Genomic DNA, 20,340 nt, shown 5'->3' with positions numbered 1-20,340 from the left:
CGAGGAAGAAGCCGGTGAAGAAGAAATCGTCGAGATGGCGCACCGTTCGCCGCACCTGCTATGCCCTGGTCGCGGTCGGTCTCGTCGTGCCGATTCTCGCGTTCATGGCCGCGTACGTCGTCCAGGAGGTCCCGGAGCCGGGTGAGCTGCAGGCCAATCAGGTCGCGACCATCTACGGTTCGGACGGATCTTCGGTGATTTCGAAGGTCATCCCGCCCGAGGGAAACCGCACCGAGGTCACTCTCGACCAGATTCCCAAGCACGTGCGTGACGCCGCGCTGGCAGCGGAGGACCGGGACTTCTACTCGAACCCGGGCTTCTCGGTCAGTGGTTTCGCACGCGCTGCACGTGACAACGTCACCGGTGCCGACAGCGCCGGCGGTGGCTCGACCATCACGCAGCAGTACGTGAAGCAGACGATGGTCGGCTCCGAGCGCACCCTGACGCGAAAGATGAAGGAACTCGTCATCTCGTCGAAGATGGCGCGTGAATGGTCGAAGGACGACATCCTCGCGGCCTACCTCAACACCATCTACTTCGGACGCGGCGCCTACGGCATCGACTCGGCAGCGAAGGCGTACTTCGGCAAGCCCGTAGGCGAGCTGTCGCCGGAAGAAGGAGCCGTGCTGGCCTCCTCGATCCAGCTGCCCTCGCTCCTCGATCCGGAGACCAACCCGGAGGGTGCGCAGGCGCGCTGGAACTACGTGCTCGACGGCATGGTCAGTGCCGGCACGCTCGATCCGGGCGCTCGGGCGGGCATGCAGTATCCGGCCTACGTGCCGCTCGCTCAGGTCGACAACGGTGCGGGCGCGTCCGGCCCCGAGGGTCTGATCAAGAATCAGGTTCTGCGGGAGCTCGGCGAAGCCGGTATCAGTGAGACGCTGCTCAACACCGCCGGCCTGGAGATCACCACGACGATCGACCCGAAGGCGCAGGCAGCCGCGGTCGAATCCGCACGTTCGAATCTCGAGGGCGAACCCGAGGATCTGCAGACGGCCGTCGTGTCGGTCGACCCGCGTGACGGTGGAATCCGCGCCTACTACGGCGGTGAGGACGGGCAGGGCTACGACTTCGCGAATGCGGGCCTGCAGACCGGTTCGTCGTTCAAGGTGTTCGGTCTCGCGGCTGCCCTGGATCAGGGCATCCCGCTCTCGCAGATGTACGACAGCTCCGATCTGACCGTCAACGGCATCGAGATCTCCAATGCCGAAGGCGCAACCTGCGGCACCTGCACCATCGCCGAGGCATTGAAGCGGTCGCTCAACACCAGCTTCTACCGTCAGATGCTCGAGCTGGACGGTGGTCCCCAGGCAGTGGCCGACATGGCGCACAAGGCGGGTATCCCCGAGGACATCCCGGGTGTCGGACCGTCGCTGACCGGACCGAACGGTGAAGGCCCGAACAACGGTGTCGTGCTGGGCCAGTACCTGTCACGCCCGCTCGACATGGCGTCGGCGTACGCCACGCTGGCCGCGTCGGGCACGTTCCACACCCCGCACTTCGTGCAGAAGGTGACCACCAACGACGGCACGGTGCTGCTCGATCGATCGAACGAGCAGGACTCCGAGAACCGCATCGACGAGAACGTGGCGGACAACGTCACGGCGGCGATGACGCCGATCGCGGAGTACTCGAAGAACCACGGTTTGGCAGAGGGGCGCCCGTCCGCAGCCAAGACGGGTACCGCTCAGCTCGGGGATTCCGGCGAGAACAAGGACTCCTGGATGGTCGGCTACACGCCGTCGCTGTCCACGGCGGTGTGGCTGGGTACTCCTGACGGCCAGGCGCTGCGCAACAGCAACGGGGCGATGATCTACGGCTCCGGTCTGCCCTCGGACATCTGGAAGGACACGATGGACGGCGCCCTCGAAGGCACCGACGTCGAGAAGTTCCCGAAGCCGGGGTCGATCGGTGGCCAGGCCGGCATCCCCGCCTACTCGGCTCCCGCACCGTCCACGACGTCGGCTCCGCCGAGCAGCACCAACAAGCTCGAGTTGCCGACCGAACTCCCCTCGGTCACGCTTTCGCCGACGCCGGTGGAGATCCTGCCGGGCATCACCATTCCGATCCCGGGTCTGGCACCGCGTCAGGAACAGCAGCAGGTTCCCGAGGAACCGCAGATCGGTGATCCGGAATCCGGTCGGACCGGTGGCGCCGGGACCGGTCAGGGCGGCGACAACGGAAACGGCAATGCCGGCGCCGGTGCGGGGAACGGGCAGCAGATTCCGGGGCGGTAGCACCCGGTAGCCTCGCGGAGTGACCGTGAGCCCTCCCCCGCGCCGAGACCGGGAGTCGGACGACGCGTCTTTGGTGTCGCCGATGCCGCTGGCGTCCGACCGCCGGTCCGCCGATTGGCGGGACGTCCCCAGTCGGACCGATCCTCTGGTCGGTCGGCTCTCCGACACCATCGGGGGGCCGATCGGCCGCCACGCGGTGGTGGGGCGGACTCGGTTCTTCACGCCGATGCGCGTGATCCTGCTTCTTGCGATCGTCTTCCTGGCGTTGGGCTGGTTCTCGAAGGCAGCGTGTATTCAGCAGGGCCCCGCGGGCACCGAAGGTGCGATCGGGCTCGACTGGAGCGGCAGTCGTCAGTACGTGGCGATGTGTTATTCGGACACGGTGCCGCTGTACGGGGCGGAACGACTCGACCAAGGCGCTTTCCCATACAAGAAGTGGTGGGAAGAGGAGAAGCCGGATGGTGAGGTTCAGCGCAGGTACATGGAGTATCCCGTCGTCTCGGGTCTCTACCAGTACGGCTCGATGACGATTGCCAAGGCGTGGCACGCGGTGTCGTTCCTCCCGGGTGCACTGCAGGTCGCGCTCTACTTCAACGTGGTCGCGCTGGGACTGGCGTTGGCATGGCTCGTGACGATCTGGGCCACGGCGATACTCGCGGGCAGACGTGTGTGGGATGCGGCCTTGGCGGCGTGTTCTCCGCTCGTGGCAGTCCACGCCTTCACCAACTTCGATCTGCTCGCAACAGGTTTCGCGGCGGGCGGCCTGTTGGCGTGGTCCCGGAAGCGGCCCGTGCTCGCGGGCATTCTGCTCGGCCTGGGCGGCGCGGCCAAGCTTTACCCGCTGCTGTTCCTCGGTCCGTTGCTCGTGCTGTGCCTACGGTCGGGAAAGATGCGCGAGTGGTGGCAGGCGACCCTCGCTGCGGCGGCCGCCTGGCTGGCGGTCAACCTGCCGATCCTCGTGTTGTTCCCGCGCGGCTGGGCCGAGTTCTTCCGGCTCAATTCGGAGCGTGGCGCCGATCCCGATTCGATCTACAACGTGATCACGTCGTTCACGGGTTGGGCGGGATTCGACGGTCAGCTTTCGGCCGGACAGCCGCCGAACATCCTCAACGCGGTGTCGCTGGTGCTGTTCGCTCTCGTGTGCGTGGGCGTGGGTTACGTTGCCGCCACAGCCCCGGTCCGACCCCGAGTCGCGCAGCTGTGCTTTTTGTTGGTTGCGGGTTTTCTGCTCACCAACAAGGTGTGGAGTCCCCAGTATTCGCTGTGGTTGGTCCCGCTGGCCGTGCTCGCCTTCCCGCACACTCGGATCCTGTTGGCCTGGATGACGGTCGATGCGCTGGTGTGGGTTCCGCGGATGTACTACTACCTCGGCGAATCGAACAAGGGGCTACCCGAGCAGTGGTTCACCGGGGCGGTCCTGTTGCGTGACGCCGCAGTGGTCGTCATCTGTGTTCTGATCCTGCGGCAGATCTACCGCCCCGGCACGGACCTGGTGCGATACGGGTTCATCGACGATCCCGTCGGAGGAGTACTGGGGCAGGCGCCGGACAATCCGCCGAAATGGTTGCCCAGGTTCCTGCAGCCCCGACTCGCTCCGCCGGCCGAATCCACCCCACCGGCCGAGTCGTCAGCGGACGGGTTGGGGCACGGAGACGGAAGCAGGTCCGCTCCGGTCGGGTGATCTCTGTTCGCCCACTTCAGGTTCGGAACGCAATGCGGCGTGCAGGAATGTACAGAAGAGGACCACCAGAAGTGCCGCTCTGGCCCACACGCTCGTCTTCACGACCACCTCGTACGCGCCGGCGTCGGTGAACGAGGCCAGAGCCGCGAAGTACTTGAACACGCCTATGCCGAGGACCAGATCGACCGTGAGGTAGGCGGCCACGGTGCCCCACGGCACGCGCAGCAGCACGAAGAACGGGATGAGCCACAGCGTGTACTGGGGTGAATGCACCTTGTGGAACAGCAGAAAGCCACACAGCATCGCGCCACTCACCGCGACCCAAGGGAAGGCGCCTTCGCGCAAGTAGCGCAACCAGCCCAGGCGCATCGCCAGCGCGAATGCGGCGCACACCAGCAGGGGCGACAGGATCGCAACCACGTGGTCGTAGGACAGTGCGAGTGAATCCGGTTCGGGACCGAAGAGTGGTCGCAGTCCCCAGTACCAGATCGAGTTGGTGTTCAGGTCGGCTTTTCGGTTCTGCTGGAACGTGATCGATGCGCGCCAGCCGCCGTAGGACAGCAGCATGAACGGCAGGTTGATCGCTACCACGGTGCCGACCGCCGCAGCCACTACCGCCACTGCCCCGCGGACGTCGTAACCGATGCGCCGCCGCAGGTCGCCGTGGGTGAGGACGTAGGCGGCCAGGGGTAACACGAAGATGCCCGGATACAGCTTCAGACAGAATCCGACAGCGAGCAGTATTGCGGCGAGTACGCCGCGGGTGCGTAAGGGGATGCGGTCGAAGGTCATCACGAACACGGCGGCCACAGCCGTGGCGACCACCGGAAGCTCCCAGTTGTGGAAGGCGTACAGCACCAGCGGCGGGGTGGCCGACCAGAGGAACGCCCACTTCCCGGCGAGGCGTCCCAGCATCCACGCGGTGATCAGGGCGAACGGGGCAAGGATAATCGCAGAGTGCAGGAGGAACTCGGCGTCCGTGTGTGCGCCGATGCTGCCGAGCCACATCAGCAGGCCGCTGAGCACCGGATATTCGACGGTGCCGCCGGTGAGGGTGCCGTCCCCGGTGATGCCGCCGCCGATGTACGGGAATGCGTGCAGCTCGAGGTCGCGGCCGATCCACAGCATCTGGATGTCGGAGTAGCAGGCGCTGGTGTTCTTGAGGCGATCGAAGCCGAGGCTGCGACCGTTCTCGGCGAAGGGCCCGCCCGCGCACCTGGCCTTGTTCACGAAACCGAGGAATACGGTCACTGCGCAGACGGCCATGACCAGCACCGTCGACATCGTGGTGCGTCGAACGGCTGTGCGCATGAGACCACCCTAGGTCGATTTGCGCATTTTGGGGATGGGCGACGATTTAGCAGGTCAGGGTATGGACGTGTAACCTGCAAAGGTTGCTGACGCAACGACCCTCCTGCCACGGACAGTCCGTGGCCGTTTCACTAGTCCATAGGAGGTGATGAGGTCTTATGCGTCATTACGAATTGATGGTCATCCTTGACCCCAGCCTGGACGAGCGCACTGTCGCTCCTTCGCTGGATACGTTCCTCAATGTTGTTCGCCAAGAAGGCGGCAGCATCGACAAGGTCGATGTTTGGGGCAAGCGACGTCTCGCTTACGAGATCCTGAAGCACACCGAAGGCATCTACGCGGTGATCGATATCAGCGCTACGCCTGCGACCGTCAACGAGCTGGATCGTCAGCTCGGCCTGAACGAGTCGGTGCTTCGCACGAAGGTTCTGCGCCACAACAAGTGATCTGTGTCGGGCCGGGCCTCTAGGCTCGGTGCCAACCGAACTTCACATTACGCAGGAGGAACCACATGGCAGCAGGCGACACCGTCATCACCGTCATCGGAAACCTGACGGCTGATCCGGAGCTTCGTTTCACCCCTGCGGGTGCTGCGGTTGCGAACTTCACGATCGCATCCACGCCCCGCATCTTCGACCGTCAGACCAATGAATGGAAAGACGGCGATGCTCTGTTCATGCGCTGCAACATCTGGCGCGAAGCAGCAGAGAACGTAGCTGAGAGCTTGACCCGCGGTTCGCGAGTGATCGCGAGCGGCCGGCTCAAGCAGCGCTCCTTCGAGACCCGTGAGGGCGAGAAGCGCACTGTCGTCGAGCTCGAGGTCGATGAGATCGGCCCCTCGCTGAAGTACGCGACTGCAAAGGTCAACAAGACCTCGCGCGGTGGCGGCGGTGGCGGCGGTGGATTCGGTTCCTCCGGCGGATCGGGCGGTGGACGTCCCCAGGCTGCGGCAGCCGGTGGAGACGATCCCTGGGGCAGTGCGCCTCAGGCGTCGGGCTCCTTCGGTGGCTCTGCCGGGAGCGACGAACCCCCGTTCTGATCCGTACCTGATCGGAACATCCAGAAAAGAGCGAAATAATGCCGAAGCCGCCCTTGCGCGACAAGGTACTGAAGAAGAAGGTCTGCACCTTCTGCAAAGAGAAGAACACGCAGATCAACTACAAGGACACGACGCTGCTGCGTAAGTACGTCAGCGATCGCGGCAAGATCCGCGCGCGTCGTGTCACCGGCAACTGCGTCCAGCACCAGCGCGACGTGGCCATGGCCGTCAAGAACTCGCGTGAGGTTGCCCTGCTTCCTTACGCCTCAGTGGCTCGCTAAGGAAAGGGAGGGAAGACATGAAGCTCATTCTCACCGCTGCAGTGGACAACCTCGGTGCGCCTGGCGACACCGTTGAGGTCAAGGACGGATACGGCCGCAACTTCCTGCTGCCCCGTGGACTGGCGATCGTTGCCACCCGTGGCGCCGAGAAGCAGGTCGAGGGCATCCGTCGTGCGCAGGAGGCTCGCGCGGTTCGCGGTCTCGAGCACGCCAACGAGCTGAAGCAGGCCATCGAGGGCCTCGATTCGGTGTCGCTGTCGGTCAAGTCCGCCGGCGATTCGGGCAAGCTGTTCGGTTCGGTCACGGCCGCCGACGTTGCCGGTGCCGTCAAGGCTGCCGGTGGACCGGTGCTCGACAAGCGCAACATCGAGCTGCCGAAGGCTCACATCAAGGCGACCGGCAAGCACGCCATCGTCGTGAACCTGCACCCCGACGTGGTTGCGAAGTTCCACCTGGACGTCGTCGCGAGCTAGTCTCCGACACACGTTTCGAGAGGTCCCCGCACGCTGTGCGTGTGGGGACCTTTTCGTGTCTGTGGGCGCCCGAGCGGGGGCGTGCGTCGTCGCCGCGAGTGTCGAAACTGCACACACGTATCACCACTCCCAGGTGTGACTGGAAGTTAACGGGCCCATCGGCGCTCTGTGAGGTGGATCATACCGCTGTTCATCGGCCATTTACTCAACACGCCCGAGTTGTCAACACGAGGGACACGCCGACGGGCCCATCATCCACAGTGTTTGAACATGTTGAACAGGGTCTGACCTGGCATTAATGGGGTGTGAGATGTACTTATCCTCAGGTTGTCCCCATGGGGTTAACAAACCAACCCAGGAGTTTCCACAATTCATCCCCAACTGTGTGCACAAGCTGGTTTGAACAGTCCGCAGCAAATCCCTAACGTCGTCCCGGCGTGTCTCACCGCGCGTGCGGAACGGCTGCGGAAAGCCTGCAATCGTTGTCGGTGGGTCGGCGTAGAACATGTTTGGTGGCAACCGTCGGATGAGCACATTCGGTGGCGCGCAACAGTGACGGGGAAGGTCGGGCGAAGTGGCTGTAGTGGATGATCGAGGACGGTCCGACTACCCGGGTACACCCGAGGAACCGAGCGAGGAATTCGGCCGTCAGCCACCTCAGGACATGGCCGCAGAACAGTCCGTGCTCGGCGGCATGCTGCTCAGCAAGGACGCGATCGCGGATGTTCTCGAGGTCCTGCGTCCCGGCGACTTCTACCGCCCTGCGCACCAGTCGGTGTACGACGCGATTCTCGATCTCTACAGCCGTGGTGAGCCGGCCGACCCCGTGACGGTGTCGGCAGAACTGGACCGCCGCGGTGAACTTCGCCGCATCGGCGGCGCCCCGTATCTGGTCACGCTGACGCAGACGGTGCCCACGGCAGCCAATGCCGGTTTCTACGCCGAGATCGTGGCGGAGAAGTCCGTTCTGCGGCGCCTGGTGGACGCGGGTACCCGAATCGTTCAGTACGGCTACACGGGCGCTGACGGCCAGGATGTCGCCGAAGTCGTCGACCGTGCACAGGCCGAGATCTTCGAGGTCACCGAACGCCGCACCACAGAAGACTTCGTGCCGCTCGAAGAGCTGCTGCAGCCCACGATGGACGAGATCGACTCCATCGCCAGCCGCGGCGGCATCTCCCTCGGCGTACCCACCGGATTCAAGGATCTGGACGAACTCACGAACGGTCTTCACCCAGGTCAGATGATTATCGTTGCGGCCCGTCCTGGTGTGGGTAAGGCCTTGGCCCTGGACACGCCGCTGGCAACGCCGACCGGGTGGACCACGATGGGTGACGTCCAGATCGGCGACCACCTCATCGACGCAGACGGCAAGCCCACTCGCGTGGTCGCGGCAACCGAGGTCATGCAGGATCGTCCCTGCTACGAGGTGGAGTTCTCCGACGGCGCCGTGATCGTCGCCGACGAACAGCACCAGTGGCTGACGGAGACTCGGGCTTCTCGTCGCTCTGCTCAGCAGGCTGCGACCGGCTACAACCGGTACAAGAATCAGAAGACGTTCGCGGCCGTACGAACCACCGCAGAGATTGCCGAGACGATCCATTGCCCGACCGCCGATGCCCGGGTCAACCATTCGGTCACCAACACTCGGGCGCTGGACCTTCCCGAGCAGGACTTCTTGCTTCCGCCCTACACGCTGGGTGCTTGGCTCGGTGACGGAACCTCCGCTACTTCGCATCTCACCTCGGCCGATCCTGAGATAGTCATGCGGATCGAGGCGGAAGGGCTCGTTGCGGTTCCATCGAAGTCAGCTGTGTTGCGCTACAGCCTGCGGTTGACGCCAGATGCGCCAACGGCTCCCCGCGACTGCATTGTGTGTGGCAAAGAGTTCGTGCCGTTCACCAGCCAGGTTCGTACCTGTGGTCAGTCCTGTGGCGGCAAGGCACGTTTCGTTTCCGAACCCGTGCCCGCGCCGACGTGTGAGCGGTGTGGTGGCCGGTCTATCGGCCTGAAGATGTGTCAAGCGTGCCGAAACGAGGTCGGGACCGTGCAGGCGCGCCTCCGGACGCTCGGCGTGCTCAACAACAAGCACATTCCTACGCAGTACCTGCGAGGCTCGGAAGAACAACGACGGGCGTTGCTCGCCGGGCTTCTGGACACTGATGGAACGGTCACGCACGGTGGCTCTGCTCAGTTCTGCGTGACCAACCGCCGACTAGTGGACGACGCGCGGGAGCTGATCGTAAGTCTCGGGTACCGCTGCCAGACGAGCGCCAAGCGAGTCAAGGGCCGGACCGAGGCTTCCTCGACGGCCTACACGCTTACGTTCGCAACAGACGACAGAGTGTTCGGTCTCGAGCGTAAGGCGTTGCTGCACAAGGAACGACGTGCCAGCCACAGCACCGCACGCTCGGGTTCGCGGTACATCGTGGACGTCCGCAAGGTCGAGAGTGTGCCGGTGCGGTGCGTCGAGGTCGATAATCCGGCGCACCTGTATCTCGCCGGTCAATCGATGGTTCCGACGCACAACTCCACTCTCGGCATGGATTTTTTGCGTTCCTGCTCCATCACGCACGGGATGTCCAGCGTCATCTTCTCGCTGGAGATGAGCAAAACCGAGATCGTGATGCGTCTGCTGTCGGCAGAGGCGAAGATCAAGCTCGGTGACATGCGTTCGGGCAAGATGACCGACGACGACTGGACCAAGCTCGCGCGCCGCATGAGCGAGATCAGTGAGGCGCCGCTGTTCGTCGACGACTCCCCCAACCTTACGATGATGGAAATTCGCGCCAAGGCAAGGCGTTTGAAGCAGAAGCACGACATCAAGCTCATCATCGTCGACTACCTGCAGCTGATGACCTCCGGAAAGAAGGTCGAGTCACGTCAGCAAGAAGTCTCCGAATTCTCGCGTAGCTTGAAGCTGCTGGCGAAGGAACTCGAGGTTCCGGTTGTCGCGATCTGTCAGCTCAACCGTGGTCCCGAACAGCGAACGGACAAGAAGCCCATGGTTTCCGACCTTCGCGAATCGGGTTGCTTGACCGCATCGACGCGCGTTCTGCGCGCCGATACAGGCAGTGAAGTCACGCTCGGTGAGTTGCTCGAGAGCGGTGAGCAGCCGGTGGTGTGGTCGTTGGACGAGCGCATGCGCATGGTCGCTCGCCCCATGACCAAGGTATTTCCCAGCGGTCGTAAAGAGGTGTTCCGCCTAGAACTGGGATCCGGTCGGCAGGTCGAAGCGACCGCCAACCACCCCTTCATCACGCTAGATGGCTGGATCCCATTGGGGGGCCTGACCGTCGGAGATCGCGTGGGCGTGCCCAGGGCTGTACCCGAGCCGCTCGAGCCCTGCGCAGTATCGACGGACGAACTCGACGAGATGGGTCAGCGTGCCTGCCTCGAGAAATCCGTTCCTGCTGCGGCATTCGCGCTGCCGAAGGATCAGGTCGCCGCCTTCGTTTGCCATGTCTGGGAAGTCGGCGGATTGGTGAAGTGGGATTCGACCGACGAACGCGCGGTGGTCCGGTACTCCTCGCAGAACCGCCGGTTGGTAGACGATCTTGCACGCCTGCTGCTGCGTATCGGCGTATTTGCACGCATCACCGCGGAAGGGGCAGGATTCACCGTGCATGTCACGGGACCGGAAAACCAGGCTGTGTTCCTGCACGACGTAGGAGCGCACGGGACGGCCGCACAGTGGGTGCTGACTCAGATTGCACCCAAGTTGGTTCGTCACTCGTCGGATACCGTGACCGAAGAGCTGGAGTCGGACCTTCGAGGTCTGCTGTCGGTGGAAGAGTTTGCACCGCGCGAGTTGGTTGCGGCTGCGGCCTCGCGTTCGGCATCGGGTACACGTTCGAGTCTTGCGCAGGTAGCCGATGTGCTTGGCGATGCCGAAATAGACATGATCGCGACGAACAACGTGTACTGGGACGAGATTGTGTCGATTACCAGTCTCGGTATGCAAGATGTATTCGATGGAACTGTCCCGGGCACACACAATTTCGTCGCTGATGGCATTTCTGTCCACAACAGTCTCGAGCAGGACGCGGACATGGTGATCCTGCTGCACCGACCTGATGCTTTCGAACGTGACGACCCGCGCGGCGGCGAAGCCGACCTCATCCTCGGCAAGCACCGAAACGGCCCTACCGCGACAATCACTGTCGCCCACCAACTTCACCTGTCGAAGTTCGTGGACATGGCACGGGGGTAGAAGCAGCAGCGGCGGCGCTGCTGCTGGCGCGGACTGCGATTCCGTCGACGAAGCAACCTTCTGCGCCGAGCAGATGGGGCGCGAACACGCGGCTCGGGCTCAAATCCGAGACCTCGACGACCCGATCCCAGTAGGCGTGATTCGTAGCCAGCAGCGCGAGTCCGGGGTCGTCCAACACCGCCGCGATCCGCCCCAGGCGCGCTCTACTGGGAGCGTGTTTCCACATGGTGGATCCACAGAACTTGGTGCTGAGCGCTGCGGCGAACCCTCTGTGGGTTACGCCGGTCTCGGAGAGTCGTCCGCGCACTATTTCCCACACTTCCTTGGGAATCGTGTCGGAGTTCGTGTTGGGGAGCAAAGGTTCGAGCTCATGAAGCAGGTGTTGTGCTCGAATTCCGCGCGCACCATGAACGCCGATCAAGGTGAGAAACCTTCGCTCGTTCTCGACGGCGTCGATCGTCAGATGTCAGCAATCGCGGTATCCGGCTTTGGGAACTCGCGTGCTCGGGGGCCCGCCCTCAGGCGAAGGCGCGGACTTGGTTTTCGATGTGCGCGGGTCTTTAGCCCGCCCTTCACCGTTGGCGCTTCAAATCGCAGGACTGCCGACCTGTGCGGCCTTCATCTCGTTCAGACGTGGGCGCCGCGATAGCGTTGGGTTGCGAAGGTCAAACGGAACTGTAGGGGAGCAACATTGATCAGGTTTACGGACTTCATGACGGTGCCGCAGCCCGACGTGACCAAGGTGAAATTCAACATTCGAGCGGGCGTGGGTGGCGCGGAGGCGTGGGATCTACTTCTAGCCGACAATCCCGAAGACTGGTTGGATATGAACCGCCACAGGGAGAAGCACCAGAACAACAACCTTGATCGCGCCGAGTATCTGCTGAGTTTCGCCCAGTACTACCCGTACGGTCCTCAATACTTTATATTCGGGGGGTTCTTTCGGGTGAACACGATCGATCCCGAGGTTATCGGTGGCCCAGGGTACGAACTGACACAGTTGGGCCTGCATTCCGAGTACATCAAACGGTTGATTCTCAAGCTGGAGAGGCCAGTCGGAAGGGATCTGTATCTGCGTTGGTACGAAGGGTTGCAGGCCAGCAAGCTTAACCCTGCGATTTACGAACTGGCCCCGGACACCAAGCTCGGTACCTTTCCGGGGTACCAGAATGTCAGGCTCAAACACCACGAGCTCCAGCGCATCATCGCGAATGACGAACCGAGTTGGAAGGACGCCCTCTCGAGTGTGAAGGGCGTCTATGTCATCACTGACCTGAGCAGTGGGCGTCTGTACGTGGGTTCCGCCGCGGGTGAGGCGAGCGGCCTGTGGCAGCGCTGGTCCGGATACGCGTACCTGCAGAACCTCACCGGCGGAAACAAGGAGCTCGAGTCCTTGCGCACCGAACTTGGTGGCAAGCACATCATCGACAACTTCCAGTACTCGATTCTGGAGATCTTTGATCCGAAGACGAAGGCCGAGAACATACTTATGCGGGAGTCGTTCTGGAAGCTTGCCCTCGACAGTCGCACGCACGGAATGAACCGGAACTGATGGTGCCAATCGAGATGCTTGCTCGGCGAACGTTGCTACTCAGATCAGGACCGGCCTGAGGGTCTGCCTGGATGAAAAACGCAAGATCACTCACGCGCACACGCTCATCGGCATTGCATGAGTAGAGAGCACAGCTATCATGCTGAGCGGGGTGATGGGTGCAACCGGCTGAGGGGGTTCGATCAGATGGTCAAGATCGTGAGTGTGGACGAGATCAAGGACTTTCGAATCTTCCACAAATGGAAACCGGGTGACAGTGCGCCCACACTCGATCACGTAACACTGGTACATGCCAATAACGGCAGTGGGAAGTCGACCCTCGCAAGTTTGCTCAGTCCCACCACGAGTGCGACAGGATGGAACGCGGGGGTCACTGTCACCATCGAGGAGGCTGGCAGCACTCGCCAAGTCACGTCCCCGGACGATCCCTGTTGGCAGAACGTCGTTGTCTTCAACCACGACTACGTAGAGAACGCGGTCCGGATCAAAGATGGGACCACCAACGCCCTTCTCGCACTGGGACCGAATGCAGTCCAGCGTCAACGCGACCTGGAAACGGCCCAAGAGCAACTGGCAACAGTCGCCGCGGCTTTGACTAGATCTCAGAGTAGTGTCGCGCGTGCAGAGCGTGTGCTGAACGGACGGGCCAAAGCGGCTGCAGACGAAATCAATAGATCGCTCGCCTACCGCTACGGGCGCGGCTACAACGCCGCCAACGTCAAGAAGGAAATCGAAACAGGACTCAATGACGCTGCGCGCAAAGGCATCGACGACAAGGCTCTCCTCATCCGAGCCCGCGCAACTGAGAAGGACTCCCTGGGGCCGCTGCCGACCACGCCAGCGGCGCCGCCCGTCTCACTACGCTCGATCCGAGCAGTGCTCGCCGAAGTGCCCGCGGCATCGCACTCCGAAGACACTGATCTCACACCTGGTGCGCGTGACTGGCTCGAGACCGGAACCGCCCTCCACAACGCCGACGATCCGTGCATATTTTGTACAGGTACCGTCACCCAAGGGCGACTTACCGAGCTGCAAAGTCTGCTCACTCATGCTGAAAGCAGTGTCTCCGAACGCGCCCGCCGAATGGCGAAACAACTGAAATCATATGCCGACACCGTGCAGCAGTGGATGGTGGAACTCCCCCATTCCAACGCAGCCGTGTACGACGACCTCGGCAAGACGTGCACGAACGCGCTCGATACGGCCCGGATCTCCGGCGAACAACTCCACCTCGCCGTGACCAACGCACACACGGCGTTGACGATCAAATCCGAAGACGTCAACGCCACCCTGACTTTCGAGGTCCCCGTCGGTTGCGACGAAACCAACGCCGGCACCGATCAGGGCCTCACCGACACCGCGTGGCCGTCACTCGGTATCGAGCCTCTTCAAGTCGTAATCGACGAACACAACGCACGGACAGCAGCGTTTGCGCGCGACCAGGCCGCCGCCGCCGATCGCTACAAGCTGTTCGTTCTCGGAATACACCGGGAGCAATACCGCGCCGCGCACACTGACCTCGCAGCTGCGCAAAGGCAACAGCAGGCACTCACCCAAGAAGCCATCCGACTGAAGGGTCTCGTCGGGGACCTCAGCGGTGGTGAATTCGACCCCGGCCCCGGTGTGACGTGGCTCAACGACGAACTACGCCGCGTTCTCGGCCGCGATGAAATCCAGCTCCAAGTCCTCGATGACCGGAACTACTCCATCACGCGCTACGGAATGAAGGTCGACCACCTCAGCGAAGGTGAGCGGACTGCACTCGCACTCCTACACTTCCTCGGCTCCCTCGACGACAAAGGACGCGATACCCAAAACCTGTGTGTAGTTATCGACGACCCGATCTCGAGCCTCGACAGCGACATATCCTTCGGCGTCTCCGCTGCGATTTGGGGCAACCTTCTCGGGATACTCAGTTGCCGCTGCGGCAAAGATGGCACCTGTAAATGCGGAGACGGTAAGCGCATGCGCGTCGATCAACTCGTCCTCTTCACGCACAGCTTCGACTTCTTCCGACACTGGTCCAACCAACTCGACCGTCTACCGCCAAACTTCGTCGAAAGTAGCGCGAAGAACAAGAACAGCGGGTTGAGCTACGTGCAGCTCGAACTGCGGCCACGTTGGCGCACCACCGCAGGTACCGGTTCTCGCCGCGTCCCCGAATGGTCCGCCTTCGGGACGACCGGAGTTCCCAGTGCTGACGGGCGTAAGGAACGAACGCGTTTGCGGTCCGAATATCACTTCCTCTTTCATCGCTGCGCAAGCGCACTCACTACCCTGAACATCGGATTAGCAACCGCCGAAGAACAAATGGATGCGGAATCCCTCCTCCCCAACGCCAGCCGCCGGCTCCTCGAAGGCTTCCTTGCGCACCGACACCCCGAAAATATGGGCGGCAAGTTCCGTGACAGCCTCAAAGCCGGTCTACCCCACAACGCCGACAACCCCACTCGCATCGTTCTCGACACCTATCTCAACCGGTACTCCCACAACGAAGAAGCAACCATGGGAACAACTCTGCATCGCCCCGAGACGACGAAGATGCTCGCTTTCGTCTTCGACTACCTCCATCGACTCGACCCCCACCATTTCCACGGCATGTGCACAGCCCTAAACCTCGACCCGCACAGCCTCCTGCCCAAACGAACCGCTCCGTATTCGCAGGAGGAACTTGCCGGCAGAACACTGTGCCAAAACAAGGACTGCACCCTCACGCCCTGACAGAGCGCACCTACACCGACTCTCCCGTGACGTATTCGGTGTAGGTAGCGATCGTCTGGGAGGTCGGGAAGAAGGACAGCAACCAGCACCGATCAGTGCCCCGACCCAAGGTCCTACCTCCGCAGTCGACGGGAAGACGCACTATCCAGAGTGGTACATCCTGCAGAGCGAGGACCCGGTCTACGTCTACTTGGAAGGTCGAGCTTGACCCGCCCCCTGTCGTCCTCCGGCGAGTTTGAGTCACTGGCGGAAGCGGGACGAATTCGACGATCGAAACCCGATCGCAGGCAGCGTCCACCGCTGTACGGTCGAACGATGAAGGTCAGAGGTCTCGCTTCGCTCCTGGGTGCTGCCATGGTCGTGCTCGCGGCGCCCTTGTCACTGTCCGTGCCCGCTGCGTCGGCCGATCCCGCGCCGTGCTCCGATGTCGATGTGGTGTTCGCCCGTGGCACTGCGGAACCGCCCGGCCTGGGTGGCACCGGCACAAGCTTCGTGGAGGCGTTGCGGCTGGTGGGCGGGGGTAAATCGGTCAGCTCCTATGCCGTGAACTACCCGGCCAGCGCCGATTTCGGAAACCACGTTGCCTTCGCCGACAACGTCGTAGGCGGGATCCGCGACGCGCGCGCACATATCCAGGACATCGCAGCGAGCTGTCCGGATACGAAAATCGTGCTGGGCGGATACTCGCAGGGCGCCGTCGTGAACTGGTACGCGACTCTGCCCACGACCCCGGAGGTTATTCCGCCCGAGTATCGGAGCCAGCTTCCAGAGTTGTTGCCGCCTGAGGCTGCCGACAATATTGCCGCCGTCGTCAACTTCGGAAAGCCGTCCGATCGCTTCATGCAAGATGCCGGCGTTCCGCCTCTCACGACGGATGCGGCATATGCGCCGAAGACCGTGGACTACTGCATTCCGTTCGACAATATCTGCGACGGACAGCCGCTCGCTCAGCCGAACCCACTGCACGTGCTGTACGCAGTCAACGGAATGACCATCGAAGGCGCGCAATACGCATTGAGCCACCTGTAGGTGTAGGAGCAACCCTATGACGAGAAACGCTGGGGCGGTCCTCTTCGATGTGGACGGGACCTTGGTCGATTCCAACTATCACCATGTGGTCGCCTGGCAGCGCGCGTTCGATGACATCGGAGAAGCGGTGGAGGCCAGGCGGATTCACGAGCGCATCGGCAAGGGCGGAACGTTGCTCGTGCAGGAGTTGCTCGATGATCCGTCAGACGAATCACTCGACAAGGTGAAGCATCTGCACTCGTCGTACTTCGCTGAGTACGCCGACGTCTTGCAGGTGGTGCCGGGTGCGCGGGAACTCGTCCGCGCCGTCCACGACCGCGGTCTGCGGGTGGTCCTCGCGTCGTCGGCGAGTTCCGAGGAGTTCGACATTCTCCGAAAGATTCTCGACGTGGACGAGAGCGTCCATGCGTCGACCTCCAGTGCTGACGTGGAGCAAGAGAAGCCGGACCCGTCACTGGTCGAGGCCGCGCTGAAGAAGGCGGGCGTCGACGCGGATCGCGCGGTGATGGTCGGTGACGCGGTGTGGGACGTCGTCGCTGCGAAGCGAGCCGGTGTGCCGACGATAGGAATGCTCAGCGGTGGCATCAGCAGCCGCCAACTATCGGAGGCGGGAGCCGTCGCCGTGTATGCCAATGCTGCCGAGTTGTGTGATCACATCGAGTCGTCGCCCATCGGCGCGCTCGGCCAGCAGAATCGGCCGTAGCCGTAATTGCTACCGCTTGTGATCTAGAGTTGTGTCGATGAGCGCGCGCTTCGAGGAACTGGGTTGGCGGCAGACGTCGATGGGCGTGATCAGCTTGCGGCGGCGGTTCGATTCGGCGGTAGGCGCCGATGTGTTCGAGGTGAAACTCGACGACGACTTCCTCATGTCCAGTCTGTTCACCGTCGCCGAAAAGGCATTGGCGGAGCTGGGCCTGGCGCGCACACCCGGTGAGGATCTCGACGTGCTCGTCGGCGGCCTCGGCCTCGGTTACACGGCGTGGGAAGCTCTCGCCGATCCGCGGGTGCGGACACTGACCGTCATCGAATATTCCGACGCTGTGATCGATTGGCACCAAAGCGATTTGCTGCCGGACACCGTCGGCCTGGCCGCGAATCCAAAGGTAGAGCTTGTGTGCGCGGACTTCTTCTCCGCCGCAGGCGCGGTGGGGTTCGATCCAGAGCATCCCGACAGGCGTTTCGACGCGATCCTGCTCGACATCGACCACTCGCCGCGACACGTACTCGATCAAGCGCACGCCGCGTTCTACACCGAGGAGGGCCTTGCTGCGATGGTCAGACAGCTCGCATCCGGCGGCACCTTCGCGCTGTGGTCCGACGATCCACCTGACGACGAATTCTGTGCGGTTCTCGACACCGTGTTCACTGACGTCGAAACTCGTTCGGTGTTCTTCGACAACCCGATCACCGGCGGCCGGTCCGCAAACACCGTCTACCTCGCGACCAAGCTCTGAACCCCAGCGTTCAATGCCGCTCCCGTCTCCGAATGACTATCGGATCGGCCACTGCAACGAGCTCGCAGCGTGCCGTACGGTCCCAGCCAACACTGCGCTGTTCAGCGGACGGGCGAACTGGGGTGCAGTTGGGAACGCGTCCCGGGTTGCTGCGTAGAGCACCACGGACTTCTCGCCTGTCCACGTTGACGGCACGCACAGCCCGTCGAGCCCGGGCCAGGTCGCTCGGATCTCATGGGACCAGTTGCGGCAGCTGTCTTTGCGGCCGCTGGTCAGGGATGCTGACGCCCCGTTGTGCAGCAACCATCGCTGCTCTCGGTCCTGTCACCGCCGGAGCGGTGCGGAGTAGCACCGGCTCTTGGAACCTGGCGCTGGTCGTGTTGCTGGTACTGATGGCCCCGTTGAGTATCTGCGGCTGGTTGGCGGGACGAAACGTCCCTGCCTAGCCGTGACGGCGTGGTCGGACGTTCACGGGCGTCTATTCGTATAGAGAAGACTCGCCAGCGGCCTTGCGATGCGGCCAGCCGCGTTGTTCGGTCGGCGAGGTACGTCCGGGAGGCGGCCACAGAAGACGGAAGACTGAGTGGAACAACGATCTCAGCATGTTCTCGACAGTTGTCCGGCCGAGGAGCTCGTTCAATACCCACCCGGCAGGTGCTGGACTCCTCGTTTCACATCACGTGCCCGGGACGGAAAGCGGCCTGTCCCGGGCACGGGACGAATCAGGGGACGAAGACCTCGGTGGAGACGGGGATGCTCGGGCGGTCGGTGCGCACGGTGAGCTGAACGCGTCCCGGGCCCGTGCCGACGTATGCGTACGCAGGGCTGGTGCCGTTGCTGGTGGCGGGGACGAACTGGCTAACCGATCCGGACTGACCCGTGTCGAGGTTATTCCAATCGATGATCGTGGTGACATCGCATGCGAGGATGGTCGGTGCCCATTCGCCCAGCGGCGAGAAGCCCTGCGAGATGCGCATCTCGATGGAATGGGTTGCGCCTCGCGCGTCGGAGTAATCCCAGAGCGGACCGTCGAAGGCCGTACCTTGCGCGGAAAATATGCCGGCACAGATGCCGTCACCCAGGGTCAGAACTGGGGGCAGTCCCACCTGGTTCTGAACACAGGATCGTGGCTCCACGTTCGACCAGCCGAGCTGGCAAGAGTCTGCAGGGGCAGCATTGGCGACGCTCGGTGCGGCCACGAACAACGCAGCACCCATGAGGCCGGTCGCGGCGACTGATACGGACTTCCGTGTTATCGACATGCCCTCAACATCGCACGGTTGCTCTCATTCATTACTCGAAGTGACCAAAGTGGTGATGCCCCACGGGTCGTGGCGGTGAAAATGGATGGACGGCTCCGGACGAGACGGTTAACGTCTGTCGAACCGTGACAACACGCCAGGAGGTGAGACCCATGAATGCAGTACGTATGTGGGTGCTCCCACTCGTGTTCACGGTTCGGCGATTGACGTAGGTGTCGCCGGGAGCGCCTCGAAACCAGGCACTCCCGAGAGGCAAAACCATGCAGTTCACTTCTGAGACCACCACTTCTGACACGCTGCCGAACGGCGTCATCGAACGCACTTTCACCCTGGATGACATCACAGGTGTGCTGTGGTCGCCCCAATCCGAAACCGCAGGCGCACCGCTACTGCTGTCAGGCCACGCCGGCGGCATGCACAAGATGGCCCCTGGGCTGGTTGCCCATGCGCTGCATTGCGTCTCCACCCACGGGTTCACTGTCGTCGCAATCGATGCACCCGGGCACGGCGACCGGCCGCGAAACCAGCAGGATCAACGCTGGGCCGACGCCATCCACAAGGCAAGGGATGTGCGCGAGCCGATCGCTCCGATCGTGATCGACTACAGCATGTCTGTGGCCGAGCGCGCGGTGCCGGAATGGCAGGCGACACTCGACGCCTTGCAGGCAATGCCCGAGATCGGCGTTGAAACCAAGGTCGGCTACGGAGGCGTCACGATGGGAGTAGTGACCGGGATTGCGTTGGCAGCGGCGAACTCCCGTATCGCTGCGCTGAGTTTCGGCGGAGTTTTCGTGAACGACTCGCTGATCGAATCAGCGCGAAAGGTAACAGTGCCGGTCGAATACCGCATGCCTTGGGACGGAGACGAATTCGATCGCGATGCCGGCATCGCACTGTTCGACGCTTTCGGCTCGACGGAGAAGGCGCTGCACGCGTACTCGGGTAGGAACTATTCGATACCCGATCACGATCGGGACAGCTCGGCTCGGTTCCTCGCTCGTCATCTCGTAGGAGACACGTACACGGACTGACGTGAACCGGGCCCGACGACTGCCTTGGCGGTCGCCGGGCCCGCCGTCACTACGAT

At 62.7% G+C, this 20,340-nt stretch carries 15 protein-coding genes; 13 read left to right on the top strand and 2 right to left on the bottom strand.

The features are described from left to right. The first annotated feature begins 14 nt into the window (after window positions 1–14). Entirely contained in the window at window positions 15–2,237 is a 2,223-nt protein-coding gene (locus ACZI8R_RS04485; protein WP_463378377.1) for a transglycosylase domain-containing protein, read from the top strand. Between the two features lie 82 nt (window positions 2,238–2,319). Next, on the top strand, window positions 2,320–3,918 hold the full coding sequence (locus ACZI8R_RS04480) for a glycosyltransferase family 87 protein (protein ID WP_463378756.1): 1,599 nt from the start codon (window positions 2,320–2,322) through the stop codon (window positions 3,916–3,918). Here ACZI8R_RS04480 and ACZI8R_RS04475 read toward each other — a convergent pair. Further along, window positions 3,865–5,229 (bottom strand): hypothetical protein, encoded by a 1,365-nt coding sequence (locus ACZI8R_RS04475; RefSeq protein ID WP_463378376.1) that lies wholly within the window; start codon window positions 5,227–5,229, stop codon window positions 3,865–3,867. The two genes, ACZI8R_RS04480 and ACZI8R_RS04475, sit on opposite strands and share 54 nt — an antisense overlap. 158 nt (window positions 5,230–5,387) lie before the next feature. Between ACZI8R_RS04475 and rpsF the strand changes: the two genes are divergently transcribed. From rpsF to ACZI8R_RS04425, 10 genes are all read left to right on the top strand, one after another. Further along, a complete protein-coding gene (gene rpsF / locus ACZI8R_RS04470; RefSeq protein WP_463378375.1) occupies window positions 5,388–5,675 on the top strand; it encodes a 30S ribosomal protein S6 in 288 nt (95 codons plus the stop codon). 65 nt (window positions 5,676–5,740) lie between these two features. Further along, a complete protein-coding gene (locus ACZI8R_RS04465) occupies window positions 5,741–6,268 on the top strand; it encodes a single-stranded DNA-binding protein (protein ID WP_463378374.1) in 528 nt (175 codons plus the stop codon). A 38-nt stretch (window positions 6,269–6,306) separates the two neighbouring features. After that, window positions 6,307–6,549, top strand: coding sequence for a 30S ribosomal protein S18 (gene rpsR / locus ACZI8R_RS04460; RefSeq protein WP_378574870.1), 243 nt, complete (start codon window positions 6,307–6,309; stop codon window positions 6,547–6,549). A 17-nt stretch (window positions 6,550–6,566) separates the two neighbouring features. After that, window positions 6,567–7,022, top strand: coding sequence for a 50S ribosomal protein L9 (gene rplI, locus ACZI8R_RS04455; RefSeq protein ID WP_463378373.1), 456 nt, complete (start codon window positions 6,567–6,569; stop codon window positions 7,020–7,022). Between the two features lie 574 nt (window positions 7,023–7,596). Continuing rightward, on the top strand, window positions 7,597–11,235 hold the full coding sequence (gene dnaB / locus ACZI8R_RS04450; protein ID WP_463378372.1) for a replicative DNA helicase: 3,639 nt from the start codon (window positions 7,597–7,599) through the stop codon (window positions 11,233–11,235). A gap of 712 nt (window positions 11,236–11,947) precedes the next feature. Then, window positions 11,948–12,787: a GIY-YIG nuclease family protein gene (locus tag ACZI8R_RS04445; protein ID WP_463378371.1), complete on the top strand. Its 840-nt coding sequence runs from the start codon at window positions 11,948–11,950 to the stop codon at window positions 12,785–12,787. Between the two features lie 186 nt (window positions 12,788–12,973). After that, window positions 12,974–15,508: an AAA family ATPase gene (locus ACZI8R_RS04440; RefSeq protein ID WP_463378370.1), complete on the top strand. Its 2,535-nt coding sequence runs from the start codon at window positions 12,974–12,976 to the stop codon at window positions 15,506–15,508. Between the two features lie 315 nt (window positions 15,509–15,823). After that, window positions 15,824–16,537 carry a cutinase family protein gene (locus ACZI8R_RS04435; protein ID WP_463378369.1) on the top strand — a complete coding sequence of 238 codons (714 nt, stop codon included), beginning with the start codon at window positions 15,824–15,826 and terminating at the stop codon, window positions 16,535–16,537. Between the two features lie 16 nt (window positions 16,538–16,553). After that, window positions 16,554–17,240: an HAD family hydrolase gene (locus tag ACZI8R_RS04430; protein WP_463378368.1), complete on the top strand. Its 687-nt coding sequence runs from the start codon at window positions 16,554–16,556 to the stop codon at window positions 17,238–17,240. Between the two features lie 37 nt (window positions 17,241–17,277). Continuing rightward, window positions 17,278–17,991, top strand: coding sequence for a polyamine aminopropyltransferase (locus ACZI8R_RS04425; protein ID WP_463378367.1), 714 nt, complete (start codon window positions 17,278–17,280; stop codon window positions 17,989–17,991). 722 nt (window positions 17,992–18,713) lie between these two features. Here ACZI8R_RS04425 and ACZI8R_RS04420 read toward each other — a convergent pair. After that, the gene (locus ACZI8R_RS04420; RefSeq protein WP_463378366.1) at window positions 18,714–19,253 is read right to left on the bottom strand and encodes a hypothetical protein; all 540 of its coding nucleotides are present in this window, start codon (window positions 19,251–19,253) and stop codon (window positions 18,714–18,716) included. Window positions 19,254–19,513: 260 nt separating this feature from the next. On the opposite strand from ACZI8R_RS04420, the gene ACZI8R_RS04415 reads away from it, so the two are divergent. Continuing rightward, the gene (locus ACZI8R_RS04415; RefSeq protein ID WP_463378365.1) at window positions 19,514–20,284 is read left to right on the top strand and encodes a dienelactone hydrolase family protein; all 771 of its coding nucleotides are present in this window, start codon (window positions 19,514–19,516) and stop codon (window positions 20,282–20,284) included. Window positions 20,285–20,340 lie beyond the last annotated feature (56 nt).

The sequence above is a fragment of the Rhodococcus huquni genome (assembly GCF_055231055.1).
Note: the sequence above shows the minus strand (reverse complement) of the source record. Positions and strands in the feature narration are given on the sequence as shown.

Excerpts from the sequence above, each read along its gene's own strand:
- ACZI8R_RS04480 (WP_463378756.1), top strand. The coding sequence starts at position 2,320 with ATGCCGCTGGCGTCCGACCGCCGGTCCGCCGATTGGCGGGACGTCCCC.
- ACZI8R_RS04475 (WP_463378376.1), bottom strand. The coding sequence starts at position 5,229 with ATGCGCACAGCCGTTCGACGCACCACGATGTCGACGGTGCTGGTCATG.
- rpsF (WP_463378375.1), top strand. The coding sequence starts at position 5,388 with ATGCGTCATTACGAATTGATGGTCATCCTTGACCCCAGCCTGGACGAG.
- ACZI8R_RS04465 (WP_463378374.1), top strand. The coding sequence starts at position 5,741 with ATGGCAGCAGGCGACACCGTCATCACCGTCATCGGAAACCTGACGGCT.
- rpsR (WP_378574870.1), top strand. The coding sequence starts at position 6,307 with ATGCCGAAGCCGCCCTTGCGCGACAAGGTACTGAAGAAGAAGGTCTGC.
- rplI (WP_463378373.1), top strand. The coding sequence starts at position 6,567 with ATGAAGCTCATTCTCACCGCTGCAGTGGACAACCTCGGTGCGCCTGGC.
- ACZI8R_RS04445 (WP_463378371.1), top strand. The coding sequence starts at position 11,948 with ATGACGGTGCCGCAGCCCGACGTGACCAAGGTGAAATTCAACATTCGA.
- ACZI8R_RS04440 (WP_463378370.1), top strand. The coding sequence starts at position 12,974 with ATGGTCAAGATCGTGAGTGTGGACGAGATCAAGGACTTTCGAATCTTC.
- ACZI8R_RS04435 (WP_463378369.1), top strand. The coding sequence starts at position 15,824 with ATGAAGGTCAGAGGTCTCGCTTCGCTCCTGGGTGCTGCCATGGTCGTG.
- ACZI8R_RS04430 (WP_463378368.1), top strand. The coding sequence starts at position 16,554 with ATGACGAGAAACGCTGGGGCGGTCCTCTTCGATGTGGACGGGACCTTG.
- ACZI8R_RS04425 (WP_463378367.1), top strand. The coding sequence starts at position 17,278 with ATGAGCGCGCGCTTCGAGGAACTGGGTTGGCGGCAGACGTCGATGGGC.
- ACZI8R_RS04420 (WP_463378366.1), bottom strand. The coding sequence starts at position 19,253 with ATGTCGATAACACGGAAGTCCGTATCAGTCGCCGCGACCGGCCTCATG.
- ACZI8R_RS04415 (WP_463378365.1), top strand. The coding sequence starts at position 19,514 with ATGCAGTTCACTTCTGAGACCACCACTTCTGACACGCTGCCGAACGGC.